The sequence below is a fragment of the Candidatus Syntrophocurvum alkaliphilum genome (assembly GCF_009734445.1).
In the GTDB taxonomy this organism is placed as follows: domain Bacteria; phylum Bacillota; class Syntrophomonadia; order Syntrophomonadales; family Syntrophomonadaceae; genus Syntrophocurvum; species Syntrophocurvum alkaliphilum.
This window is the reverse complement of record NZ_CP046457.1, coordinates 2,154,141-2,168,704: the sequence shown is the minus strand read 5'-3', so window position 1 is coordinate 2,168,704 and position 14,564 is coordinate 2,154,141. Positions and strand designations below refer to the sequence as shown.

Sequence of the window (14,564 nt, the reverse complement as noted above, 5' to 3'; positions counted from 1 at the left end):
CTCCTACATTTGTTCAGGAGCATTTACCCCTAATATATCTAGCGAATTTTTTATTGTTATTCTAGTTATATTCATTAACATCAAACGAGCATCTTGAAGCTCTTCGTTTTCACTAAGAACTCGGTGATTGTTATAAAAGCTATGAAATAAGGCTGCTAAATCTAAAACATATCTAGCAATTTTATGAGGGGCTAAAGAACGTGCTGAAGCTTCTATTTCTTCAGGAAAATCAGATATTTTTCTAAGTAAGTTTAGTTCTTCTTCCTCTTTTAATAGTTCAAAGCTTATGTTTTCTATAGGTTTTAACTTCACCCCAATATTATCAGCCTGTCTAAAAATGCTACATATTCTAGCATGAGCATACTGTACATAATAAACGGGGTTTTCCTGGCTTTGTTTTCTAGCTAATTCAAGATCAAAATCTAGATGACTATCTGGACTTCTCATTACAAAGAAAAATCTAGCTGCATCTTTACCAACTTCGTCTATTAATTCATCTAGTGTTATTAAGGTTCCTGTTCTTTTTGACATGCGAACAATTTCACCGTTGCGATAAAGTCTAACCAATTGCATTAACACAATGTCTAATTGCTCTGGATTATAGCCTACGGCCTCAACAGCTCCCTTCATTCGAGCAACATGTCCATGATGATCAGCACCCCATATATTTATTACCCAGTTAAAGCCTCTTTCAAATTTATTTATATGGTATGCAATATCAGCAGCAAAATATGTGGGTACACCATTTGCTCTAATAACAACTTCATCTTTTTCATCTCCAAATTTTGTAGACTTAAACCATAAAGCACCTTCATTGTCGTAAATATATTCTTTGCTTTTTAAGTAGCTTATAACTTCATCTATTTTTTTATTTTCATGTAATTCTTTTTCACTAAACCAGACATCATATTTAATGCCAAACTTTTCTAATGTTTCTTTTATATAGCTTATTTTCTCTTCCAGGGCAAATTCTGTTATGGATTTACGTCTAGTATCTGCATCTAATTCGACAAGCTTGTCTCCGTACATTTTTATAATATTTCGCACTGTATCTACTACGTCTTGACCAGCATACCCTTCTTCAGGAAACTTAACATCATATCCTAAAAGTTGATAGTAACGAGCCTCTAATGAATTTGTAAATATTTCTATTTGGTTTCCCGCATCATTGATATAAAATTCGCGCTCAACCTCATAGCCAGCTCTTTCTAGTACATTAGCTAAAGTATCTCCTATTGCACCACCACGCGCATTTCCCATATGCAAATTACCGGTTGGATTAGCACTAACAAATTCTACCTGTACTTTTTTTGTTTTGTTCTCATTTTTCCCATATTGTTCCCCCATATTCAATACCGTTTTAGGCACAGAATATAGCCAATTATTATTAAGGAAAAAGTTAATAAAACCTGCACCTGCTATTTCTACTTTTGCTATATGGGAATTGCTTTCAATATTAATTTTTTGTACTAAAATTTCAGCTATTTTTCGAGGTGCCATTTTAGCCTGGCGCGCTAAAAGCATTGCAACATTTACCGCAAAATCTCCATGCTCTTTGTCTCTTGGCACTTCTATTACAAATTCCGGGATTGTTTCAAAGTTTAATAGATCTTCGCTTTTAGCTGTTTTTAAAGCATTTATAATTTTGTTTGAGATTTCTCTTTTTATTTCTTGAATTGGATTCAATTTAACCCTCCTTAACTTTTAATTATATTTAAATATTTTTTGGTAAAGCTATAACTAAAGGATGGTGATAAAAATGCAACTAAATATAGGCGAAAGATCTCTATTAGCTTATTTCACAACATATTCTGATGCTTCAAAAGCTATAGATGAACTAAAACAACAGGGCTATACTGATATACAAATAAACAATATATCTAATCACCCTGATGTAAACACTTATTATAATTTAGAAAATCTTTCTTCAGCTACAAGTTATAGCACTTACCAGAATAAATCTTTGATGGGAAGCCATTTGTCAAGTAGTATGGCTGGAAATAATAGCGGTGGCAGTTATTCTTATCTTCTTACAGTTATAACTGACAAAAATAAAGCTTTAGATGCTTTTAAAATTTTAAAAAGAAATAATGCCTCCGTATAGTTACCTCAAATACACATTATAGCAATCCTTTTATTAAGGTAAAAGGATTATCTATTTAGATTTTATCTTTAATATTATAACTCGAAAAGCAAATAAACAAAATAATTCAAAAATTTTTATTTGCTCCCACTTTCTTCTTCTAGTTTCCCCATATACTTGCCAAGTAATACAAGTCATTTAAACACCTTCAGTATTGACTCTACTGAAAAAGTTATAACTATGTACTATAGCAGAGATTTCATTCTGCTATTGTCATACAATGAATGTTATCTCTGCTAATGTTTTTTATAAATATTTAATTATATAATATAATTTGCTCTCTATAGTCTTGCTGTAAATCACTTTCGAGGAAGTTTAAAAACCTTATTATCATTGTTGATGCTTCTGCTCTAGTCATGGTTTGATTAGGATTAATTCTATTATTACTATCCCCTTGAACCAATCCTATTTCACTGGCAACATAAATACTATCTTTAGCCCAATCAGGTATATGAGCATCATCATTAAAATTAGTATAGTATCCCGGTGTAGGTGCATTATGCTCAAAGCCTAATACTCTTATCAATATAACTATTGCTTGCGCTCTAGTTAGCTCACCATCTGGATCAAACCTTTCTTCAGAAACTCCATTTATAATTCCTCTATTCAGAGCTTCTCTTACATATAAATAATTACTATCTTCAGTTTGTATATCTACAAATGGTGACTCTTCAGGCTCTTCTTGACGCCTAAACCTAGTATTCTCTTCAGGATCCTCTATTTCAATATCACATGACCTTATTATTGCTCTAGTAAAATCCATCCTACTCATGGGAACATCGGGTAAGAAAAACTGTGAATCATCCTTAAATACATCTAATGAATATAATTTTTTTATATCTTCTTCTGCCCAATGCCCTCCTATATCCCTGAATTTAGGTAATATTAACCGCTCAATTTTAGGCAGTTTTTGCTTATCTAGTTCTATTTCTCCCCGAATTCTAGAATTATTATTAGGTATATTGTCGTTCATTCGTGGTAGATTGTACTCATAACGTGAAACCATTTCACTGTTAGTTACTCTCATGTGTCCACCGTCAAAAGTTGAGTGAGTTGCTTGATTATCTGAATAACGGATACTTTTACTCATACTATCTGATACACTTACATTATATGTACCATCCCATTTTACTGTTTGCCCTTCATCTTCATCATCTTCGCCTTCTATTTCCCTTTCTACATTAACAATGTAGTCTATTATCTGAGTTTCCGTTGAACCCCAAAAATTTTCATAACCTACAGTTCCACCACTAGTTTCTATTACAGCCCTACCTTCTCCTCGATTAATATCATAAGTTTTTCTAGCATTCAAAGTACCCGAATAAAAATCAGCTGCGGGACGATTATCTATAACTTCTGACTTGGAAAACTGATAATCATCTAAAACATAACGGTCTGAGCCAATATTAATGGTTTCACGCATTGTAGTAGCTTCAGTATCCGCTATAGTTTGTCCTTTATCACTATGCTCTTTATATGTAATGGTATAAGTTGCCCTTCTGTCTAAACTTGCATCTATAGATCTATCCTCTGCACTTAGATTAAAACGATAATTAATAGATTTTTCTTCACCGCGCATTCTTTCATTTTTAGTGTAAGTACCTGTCATTTTAATAGGTTCGCCAGATATGAATATAACCTCTGAATACTCATACTCATCATTAACCCCTCCGGAAAATCCTAACGGAGCTGCTACTAATGGCATTGGGATAATTATTAATCCAATTATTAAAATCAAAGCTAGAAATTTTCTCACTGCACTCTCCCTTTCAACAACTCTACTTAACAATAACAACTTTAGCCCTAAAATCATCCCTTACTACATATAAGCGGTCTGATGAATTAATCTCTTGTGGCTTTATTAAACTACCATTTTTAATAATTGCTGCTGAATCAATATTTATTCTTAAATCAGAGTTTTTAGGCATCCACTGCGATCTGTAATTACTCCAATCATTACTGTTTCTAAGAACTATATTCCAACCCACTGTTGGGTCATCTTCGATGCTAGATACTATTCCATTTGTTACCCTCTGTCTTAATAATGAATCCATATCCTTTTGTACACTTATAGCAGCTATGCGATCACCATCAGTATATACATAGCCGTACCAGTCTTTTAGTTCACCTCTATCACAATCTTCATGATGGTCTTTCGTGGAAGACATTGAATAGTCTCCACTTACAAATTCCTTCGGAGTAATAAACCTTCCATCTTCTAAATCGTAGATACTAGTATCATTATCATAAAATAGCTCTTTAGTATCAGAGAAGGATTCCCACTCGTTTTGATTTAAAATAAAGTAATCTTCTAACCAAACTCTATCCTCTATTATTTGATCTAGTCTACCTGAGTATAGATAGCGTTGACCGATATTTGAATTATTAATATCTTCATTGTAAACGTACACAATACCTGCCATTCTATCTAAACCTCGACCATCTGCTACTACTAATACATCAGAATTAGCATTCAGAGCATAGGTATCTTGCAAGCGGCCATTTCTTATAACAATACTTCCATCATTAAAAGTAAAGTTTCTATTACTGTTTAATTCAAAGGCTTGGGTATACCAATTTATATCCTTAATCTTGTCAGAAAAGGTTGATTCATATTGATTCTGTACTATCATTCTTTCAATAGACTCTCTTCCAAAAACACTGTTTGTAACCATATATACGGTTTTGCCTCTATAATACTGTAGATTGTGCTGTGGTATTTGTTCCCCTCCAATATAAATTGGGTTATTACCGTTATAAGGCACTCGCATAGTTGACCTGTGGTCTTGCCACCTGCCATTTCTAAATACTTCTACATCTTCTAACACTACTTCATCTTGAATAGCATTAGCCACATTTAATGTTCCCTTATACATATCTTGTATTAATACTGAATCACCTTCTATATTTATCCTACTGATAATTTCCGAGTCATCGGTGTCAAAATAAAGTCTAACCCTATCCCCTCTATACAAAGTGTCAATATTAACTGATTGTCCTTGCCTTTGTGCTATAGTTGCAGGTGATAAGTAATAGGTCTTTTCTTCACCATTGGCCATACGTATTTTTATTTGGTCACGGTCAATATCAGTTACTACACCATTTCGCACTTTACTGCCTGGTGCAATGTAGCCTAAATTTGCAGTCGAATATCCTTCTAAGCTATGGATTTGCCTCCCCCTTAAAGAAGCATAAACCTCTAAACCTGGTTTAAAATCACTCATTACAGCAGGAATAGTATCTATTGTATAATTAGCATTAGGCATAACATCAATTGTATAAACCTCTCCTTCATATGATTCAATATCTACTGTGTAATACATCTCACCTTCGTCAGTTACATCGGTTTCACTGTTTAAAAAATACCCTTCTACATAACCTTGATTATTAAAATTGTTTGCAATCGCTAACGTCATTGAAGGAAATACCAATAATAATGCAATAGTTAATGCCATAATTTTTTTCAACATACTCCTACCTCCTGCTTCCTATAACAGTATAACTACCTAATCTATTAAGTGATTCAGCAACACTATTTCCTAAATAAGACTGCCAATCAATAGGCTCCCAACCATCAGATTCTAGCCTATGCATTCCTACATTTTGAAGCCTGCGCATACTTGCCTTATCTTGGTCATAGTCAACCACAAAGTTAATAGGCCTTGCTAAATAATCTATACTAGAAGAATTTTGTCCCAGATAAAAATCTGCTCCTAAATCATAAACAGTTGATAAATCATTTCCTCCAGGAATATTTGCATTACCATTAAACGGAGCAACTGTAAATCTTACCCCAGCATCATCTCTATTTCGATTTTCATCAACTCTTGCAACCCTAAACGCTACCGGATTAAAACTCATACTAAAGTCATTTCCTATTATCTTAATATCTTCTGCCCTTCTGTCAGATGCTACTCTAGCTGGCATACTAACAACTACCTCACTAGCTCCAGCTAAGTCACCACGAGTAAGGTCAATTACGGTTTCAGCTCTATCATAATCCCTAGTACCAATAGTTACATTAGCAGTATTTCCGACCCTCTGCATTTCTGTATGTTCGGTTATATCTCCATCTTCATCAGGAGGTCCAACATTTCTACCCGTTTCAACTATGTTGCTTTCCATAGATGCCTTAGATGAACCATGATCACCTATAGCTTTAACCACAAACTGATATTCAGTTCGAGGTTTTAAGTCTTCATACAAATAACTACTTAATTCTGTAGTACCTATATATCTCTGCTGACCATCATCATCTACTATTACGTAGATTTCATACTCAGCAGCTTCATCTACCTTTGTCCAATTTATGCGAATAAACCTATCGGTGTTATTATAACTATCGTGAACAATTTCCGCAGTTACATCTTGAGGTATTTCCATTTCCGGCAAATCATAAGTAATATCCTCATATGTTTCACTTGCCCCATCATCAGGATTAATAACAATAATACCTGAGGTGTCTAAACGTCCGGGAGGAACTTCAACTGTTAAAGTTTCCTCATCTATAAATGTAACATTTGTTCCTTCTTCACCTTCGTCTAACTGATGATAATCAATAACATTACTACTGAAAGTTCTACCATCAAACTCATCTTCTTCTTGTGTAACTCGGTATATTACATTACCACCCGGATTTCCTTCTGCTAATGATGTTTCAGGAGCAAATATCACTCGTGCACCTTCCATAAAGCCCGTTCCTTTAAGCTTAATCTCATCTCCACCTTCAATGGAAATGTTTCTTATTCTGGTAGTTTCCGTTGGATCTCTAGGATCAACTACTGCATTAATTCTTGGGCTACTAATATATTCAAACTCACTCTCTGAAGAAATCTCACCATCTGGATTTTCTACCCGTATAGTACGTGTACCCGGACTATTTAAAGGTGATACTACCTCAATATTTTTATAATCAATAACATTTACCTGATTAGCAGGCTGTTCATCAAAGTAAACTCTAGGCCCCTCTCCTTCATACCCTTCCATACTACCTCTAAAATCTTCACCTTCTATTTTTATTACTGTACCACCAGAAGCAGGCCCTAACTGGGGAGTCACTGACGTAATCTCTGGATTAGTTTCCCCCTTGGTAAACTGTAAATATATTGGAGGTTGGGTTTCATCAGAACTAGCGATACCCCCATCATCATTTTGTACAATAACCCTAAACAATTCACCTACCCTGGCTTCGGGTACATCAGGCATTGTAAATGTTAATTGTTCAGGCAACCTATAACTTATATCATCCGGCTCTATTGTAAATAAGTCACCAACCTGAATAATCGCATTTTCTCTAAAATCTTGTCCAAAAATCGATACTACACTACTACCTTCATAGTTCATATTTAGTAACATAATATCTTCATCTTCATGCTCAGTTCTAATAGGCTCTCTACTATCCCTAGTTATATTAATTATTTCCGGATTACTATCTGGGTGCATATAAGTAAATTCATCAGTTGCCTCTCCACCATCAGGGTTTACTACCGTTACTGGGACTGTGCCGACGGTGTAGTAAGAGGACGTAGATACCGTTAGTTGGGAAGAATTTTCAAAATTAGCCTGTGGAGAAAATCCTCTTTCTACTATCAATCGGTTAGTAGCCCCTCTATCTATTTCAACACTTATCATTTCATTTCCAGGCCAATTTTGACCAGCAGAGTCTTCTAGTAAACTCAAATTAATAAAAACTTTGGTATCATCATATAAAAACTCATTATAATATTCACCTTGACCATGCTCTAGAGAAACTCTTAGTTCATCTCTGTTACTGTTATAATTTAAGGTTAAATTACCTTCTAATACAAGGTTTGATACTTGACCACCGACTATAATTCCACTATCTTCGTCATAGCGATTAGTTATATCTCCAAATTTAACCAAGGGCATACGTTGCTCTGTTTTTTCACCATCTGGAGTTAATTTGTTAAATTCGCTTTCAGCAAACTCTTGTCCATGTATATCTACATTTTGCTTTCCAATACGATTTCCCACATTAGGTATTATTTCATTTATTTGTGGGTCTAAAGAATCATAAGTAAACCTGACTTTATTCGATATACCACTATCATTATTTACAACATACACATCTACATCACCTGGAGTTGCTAAAGGCGTCTTTACACCTAAAAAGTTTTCCCCAAAGTCAACTATTTCAGCTTGCTGAGTTCCAAAATACACTTTAGGCAATACTGGTAAGACTTCTTCTTCAAAGTTAATAGTTTCATCTTCTTTTAATTCTTCTATTGTTTTACCTGAATAATCATCCCATGTATTATTATGGTTTATATCAATATAATCTCTACCTGGAACAGATCCATCTGTTGGTATGTTTTGAGTATAAAAGGGTTCATGGTAACGAAAATCAGTCCCCGTAATTTGAATATATTCTCCACCAGCAGCATTACCTTCATATTTATTTAATCTTTCTATATTAGGTTCACTACTAGGTATAACATAGCTAAAAGCATCTTCTACTAAATCACTCGCTCCTGTGCTTGGGTTAGATACAGCTACAGGAACATCTTTTTTAGGAATAGCTATACCTTGTTCTTCTAGCTCATCTTTTAGATTTCCACTATATTCAGGAACTGTTACTTCTATTTCAGTTCTGGATGTATTCACATTAATAACTTCTGCTGGTTGAGAATCAATCCAAACTTTTGTAGTAGTATCAGGGGAACCACCATCTTCAAAATTTTCACCATGAATTACTACCGTATAACCACCTGCAACTGAACCTTCTTTGGGTGCTACTTTTTCTATTCTAGGCACCGCAGTCATTCCTTTATTAAACCTGAAACCATCTTCCCATGTATCCTCAAGCATATCCGGATTTCTAACCGTAACATCATATAATCCTGGTGTGCCTAAGTCAGGAATAGTAACTAGTAATTTGTTATCATTATCGAATACTTTAGCTCTATGACCAATTATTTCGCTTCCTTCAGCCTTATATGGTGTTACCATATTAAAAAATAATTCAAAATCATCATCATTGTCTTTAATTTTAATACCTTCTTCTGATACCTCAACAAAATAGTCTTCTTGTTCTGTCCTTAACTCATAACCGTCTTCATTTTCATAAGCTCTAATAATATAATCACTAGTATAATTAGTAACTCTAACTGATATTTCATCATGTGGAACTATTTTGTAAATATTGCTTTCATCTTCATTATCCTCTCTTAAAAAAACACTTGGATAGTAATCAGATAAATTAATGTTTCCACTTTCATCTATGCTAATAATTGCATCTTCACTGTTTGAATAACTTTCTAATTGATAGCCGTCATTATATTCATTAACATCCTTGTTATTAAACAATACCTTGGATCCAATTATGCGATTTATGTTTAGCATATCTTCTAGGTTGGAAACACTTGGATCAGGTGCAAAAAAGTTTTCTCCACTAATAACAATTTTAGAGCCTATCGTCCCTTCATCTGGAGCAATAGATGTAATCACAGGGTTATCCTTAGTCGCTATATAGTAAAATGGATAGGAAACTTGTCCTCCCTCTTCTGGATGAAGATTGTGTACAGTCAATACTGTTTCTCCCACCCTACTAGGAGGAGCATCAAAAGTTATTAAACTTTCATTTACTCGCTCCGCTTCTATTAGCTCTCCCCCTATGAATACTGCTACATCATCCCAAAACCTAGAACCTTCTATACGTATTCCTTCTCTACCTTCACTTGCAGAAACAACGTTTGGATCTACAAGGTCAATAGTAGGATCCCAATCATTTTCTAACTGATAAAATCTAAGAAAATTATAGCCAGTACCATTAGAAGCTAATTGATTCGACCTTCTTTTATAATTAGAAACTTCTATATCAACATCTTCATCAACTTCTTCAGGCTTAATACTTATTCCCTCGGGTAAAGTAATGAAAATTCTATCTCCCATTTCGTTACCTGGGTGACCATTAACTAAAAAATCTCCATTAAATACTTCTAAGTTTGCTTCTTCAATTATCTCATCATTAACCATTACAACATTATTTTCGCGTTTAATAGTTATTGAATCACCTAGTTTTACTTCGGGATATAAAACTTTTTCTGCATCATCATCCCTATATCGAGTAACCATAAAATCTTCGCCTTCGATAGCTAGTACTATATCATTTTTTGTTTCATAACCATCAACAATTTCACTAACTACTTGTATCCTATCTGGAACTACCTCATTTATTGTTGGAATTATTGAACTTTCAGTAAAGTAAAATCCATCCTCTACAACAACTTCTTCAGTAAAGCTAACTTCTCTATCATTATCTTTATCAACAATTATTGTTTCTATATGTAATCTTACATCTTGGTATCCTATGTAATCAGATGAAACTGTTGGTAATGTTAAGTTTAAAACATCACGATTACTTGAAAAGAATAAGTTATCTTTATCTATAAACATAGCTTTTGGACCAACATATGCTGTTATTTCTCTATAAACTTCTCCCTTAATTGTATCTTCTTCTGATATTCTATAAGAACCTTCACCATAATTTATTTTTAATAATTCTTCATCATCAGTAACCTTTATGTTCTCACGATCAAACTTATCCCCTCTTCCTACAGGGCATTCTTCATCTAAATATAAATCTTTCTCAATTGTTAAACTGTCTATGTTATGATATTCCTCAAAGTTTCTACCTTCTATAGTAATTCTATTTTGTATTTCATTAGGTCCATTATCCGGACTAATGTTTATTATTTCAGCTGCATCCTCAGCCTCAATAACAACAAAAGGTTGCTGAACTTCTAGCTGCCTTGTTATTCTGTCTCTTAAATCTTCATTTGGGTCTACATCTTTCATATAATTGGTTAAAACCACATTATATTGTCCTGAGCTTAAATCCGGAACAACCACTTGTAATCTTTTTCTTTCATCATTCCAGTCATGAGGTGTTGCCATGTGTTCTAATTCATATCTACCTTCGATATCACGAAGAAAAAACACACTACTTCTCTCAAGACCTTCGCCCGTAAATGTAACAATTGTTCTGTCCCTTACTCCACTACTTGGAGTCATAATAAGATCATCTACCTGCCAATCTTGTATTAGGCGAAATTGATTAGCATATCTACGTTCATATACTAGTGAAGGTTCTTCCTCACCATCTGATTCTACTGATAAAATAATATCACTAAAGCCAAATTTATCTTCACTTATTTTTATGCTAGCTTTTTCATCTTTTCTACCTTCTTCTACTTCAAAGTCACTCATGTCTCTTATTCTAATATCTCCTCTATCTAAACCACTCCCCTTAAGAACCACTCGTGCTTCATCTTCTTCATATTTAATAATTCTATTATCAACCCCTGTAATACGACCTGGGATTTCCTCAAATTTAATAGTTTCTCCATTTATGATAAATCCTTTTGAAAGGTCTGCTTCATCTAAATCATTTCCATCTAACCAAAACTGAAGTCTATTCTCAGTATTAGTTCTCCGTGTTCCAATATCTCTGCCTAACGCATTATCTAAGCCACTTTGATCTTGTATAATAACATCAACATTTTGTAGATTAGAACCTGTTATAGTAAGTACAGCATCTATTGACTCAGGAGGTACAGAATTATCATAGTTTTCTCTGATTTCAATTTTAGTTACTTCAGGAGTAGTTTGTTCATCTGCATTCACAATATTTAATGGCATAATTGTTAAAGAAAATACCATTAATGTCATTATTGATAGAAATTTGTAATATCTCCTTCTCCTCATCCAACTCTCCCCCCTATTCCACAACTACAAATATTCCAGGCTTAGTGTTTTGTATTGTTACGTTTTGGTCTAGTCTGTTTATGGTAAATGGTACTTCGTACCAGCTTCTTAGCATTTCGTCGTATCTTAGGACTTTTATTTTTTCTCCGTCACTGTTTTGGTAGGGGATTCTTAGGTCTATTCTGTCTGTTCTGAAGTTTTCTCCACCTACTTCTATGAAGTCGGATTTTAAATCTTGGTTTCTTAGGTGGCTTCTTAAGTTTTGGGTTACTGATGCTGGGGCTCGGCCCAGTCTTATTTCTATGTCATCTCTTCTTTCAGTTGTGCTTAAAGTTACTCCATGGAGGGTAACATCTGCCCACTGGGATAGGGTTTCTAGTTCTCTTGTTCTATCTCCCCTATATCCTTCATAGGTTATTTTCCTGCTTCTTACATTTGGTCCCATTAGGTCATCTAGGTCTAGTTCGATATAGTTTCTATTGCTGTACCTAGAAGATAGTTCTATAGTGTCTTCACTTCTTTTTACTGTTTCAATTACTTCCATATTGCGGTCTGAGTATTTTACTCTTTCACCATCTCTAGGTGGGGGTAGTTCAGATGATTTTACCACACTGAATTGACCGTAGAGGGTTTGCTCGTAATCATCGTGGTTAGTTACTAGTATGTCATAGGTGCCTGGTTCTAGCCTATCTCTACCAGTTGGAAGATATACTTTTAGGAAATCATCTTTTACTCTTACTTTATCAGCCCTTGTATCACCGAAGTAAACTTGTACTGTATCTTCATAGAAATAGTCGCCTCTTATTTCTATATAAAAATCAGATGAATAGTCCTCGCCTACACTGCCCACAGAAACACCTGTAACCATAGGCACAGCCATCATGGTAAATGGCCATCTGGTTTCTTCATTACCTTTGCTGTCAGCGTATTCTACTATGTTGCTTCGAATGGTTGCTTCATAGGTGGTTTGTGGTCTAAGTGGTCTAACTGGTATAAACAGATATGTTTTATCGTCTTCTCGATTAAATATATAGTTTTCTACAAACTCATCGAGCTCTTCTTCATCTTCATTTTGCAAGATGCGCATATGGTTTATAATATCAGCATCTATCATATTAGCTTGAGAGCCACCTTCTGAGTAAACTGTTGATGTACCGATACGGTTTATAAAGTTATTATTTAGTTGTAGTTGTTCATCGGGGTCATCAAAGGTTAGTCTCAGGAAGTAGCGAGTTGCATCACCTAGTTCATCTATTTCTACAGGAAATAAGTCATCACTACTAAACCATTTGTCTTCACCATATGGTGTTTTGTCAGTAATTCTTGGGTATCCGACTTCTATTATTACTTCAATGGGATATGAATCAACCGGTCTAATAGCATCTTTTATAGCGGTATTTTTAACAATCACGTAAAGGTCTAAGTCCTCGGATATAGAGGGATCAGCTGTTCCATTGATTATTATTTCTAGTTCCCCATCATTTAGTCTTTCCACTTCATATTCTAACCCCTCAGGTAAGCCTTCGATTTTTGCTTCATCATTATTATAGTAGTAAATTTTTATATCATAATTTTTCAAGTAGTTATTTTCACCGTTTTCTTCTTCATCCTCGTCTTCAGCTTTTTTTAAAGTTGAATTAGTAAGCCTTATTTTCCAGCTATTATTATCCTCATCCACTATTTTATTTTGAGGCCCTAGCATGGAAACAACGTTGTCTTCTGCATAAGCAGATATTCTGGTATAGTCATAGTCTTCAAAAAGCTCATAGGTAGCTTGAGCTTTACCTAGTATAAAGCTTTTATCTAAATCTAGTTTTTCATTATTATCTTTTTGTCCTACAAATAATGTAGTTTTTATTTCATCATCACTAGTTATAACTGGTACATTTTCAGCACTTTCGTCTAATTCTATAATTGCTTTAAAGGATTCAGTTTTGTTTTCTTCATTTGCTACTCCTTTTAATAGAGCCAATATATTATCATTTAAGTCACTTAACCAAATCGGGTCCTCTAGTCCCATCCTTGCATCTATGAGGTTATCTTCACCCTCATTAAAATAAAGCTCAATTAACTTCATCCCATGTACTTCTACACCGGGATCAATCAGCACATCTAAATACCAATCATTACTGGCACCTTCAAAATCTACTTTATAAGTAGTTGCAACCTCTATTGCAAAGTAAAGCTTTTCTTCCTCATTTAATTCTTCTTTTTCTATTTGTTCAGCTTTGATTATATCTATTTCTAAAACCTCTTCTATAGGGAAGTCTTCGTCTAGGATAACTTCATCTACATCATCTTCATGCAAGGCATATTCAAGAGCCTCTATGTTTTCTACAGTTGCGATACCTTCATCATATGTATACCCATCAGGTTCACTATTCTCCCCTGCACCAACAAATGCCACACCAAAACTGCTGTGGATTAAACCAGTTATTAATATTATCGCTATATATTTAAAAACACCGTTTTTCAACTTCCTCATCCTCACATCTCCCACAAAAAAAGATATAGCTTTACTCTTTTTATATCGACAATAATTGTCTAAAACTTTATATTTATTTCCTTAGTAAGAAAGTCTTTCTAGATTGAATTTCTTTGTTTTATAATTTTATACAATGAGTTTCTTTTTTCTACATCGTTTTTGTAACTAGACTTTACTGACAAGTGAACTCTCTATTGTGGTTAAGTTTGA

General features: G+C 34.2%; 6 protein-coding genes. 1 reads left to right on the top strand and 5 read right to left on the bottom strand.

Annotated features, from left to right (window positions below):
* Nucleotides 1-3: 3 nt before the first annotated feature.
* Nucleotides 4-1,686, bottom strand: a complete 1,683-nt coding sequence (gene argS, locus SYNTR_RS10430; RefSeq protein ID WP_156204449.1) for an arginine--tRNA ligase — start codon at nt 1,684-1,686, stop codon at nt 4-6.
* Nucleotides 1,687-1,759: 73 nt separating this feature from the next.
* Here argS and SYNTR_RS10425 point away from each other — a divergent pair, with 73 nt between their 5' ends.
* The gene (locus SYNTR_RS10425) at nt 1,760-2,104 is read left to right on the top strand and encodes a hypothetical protein (RefSeq protein ID WP_156204448.1); all 345 of its coding nucleotides are present in this window, start codon (nt 1,760-1,762) and stop codon (nt 2,102-2,104) included.
* 295 nt (nt 2,105-2,399) lie between these two features.
* Here the strand turns inward: SYNTR_RS10425 and SYNTR_RS10420 are convergent, their stop codons facing one another.
* Genes SYNTR_RS10420 through SYNTR_RS10405 form a run of 4 tightly spaced genes read right to left on the bottom strand, consistent with a single transcriptional unit; the run spans nt 2,400 to nt 14,354 of the window.
* Complete coding sequence (locus SYNTR_RS10420; protein WP_197079111.1) at nt 2,400-3,899, bottom strand: S-layer homology domain-containing protein; 1,500 nt, start codon at nt 3,897-3,899, stop codon at nt 2,400-2,402.
* Between the two features lie 22 nt (nt 3,900-3,921).
* Complete coding sequence (locus SYNTR_RS10415) at nt 3,922-5,613, bottom strand: hypothetical protein (protein ID WP_243140190.1); 1,692 nt, start codon at nt 5,611-5,613, stop codon at nt 3,922-3,924.
* A 4-nt stretch (nt 5,614-5,617) separates the two neighbouring features.
* Nucleotides 5,618-11,869: an IPT/TIG domain-containing protein gene (locus SYNTR_RS10410; RefSeq protein ID WP_156204446.1), complete on the bottom strand. Its 6,252-nt coding sequence runs from the start codon at nt 11,867-11,869 to the stop codon at nt 5,618-5,620.
* A gap of 13 nt (nt 11,870-11,882) precedes the next feature.
* Complete coding sequence (locus tag SYNTR_RS10405; RefSeq protein WP_156204445.1) at nt 11,883-14,354, bottom strand: hypothetical protein; 2,472 nt, start codon at nt 14,352-14,354, stop codon at nt 11,883-11,885.
* Nucleotides 14,355-14,564 lie beyond the last annotated feature (210 nt).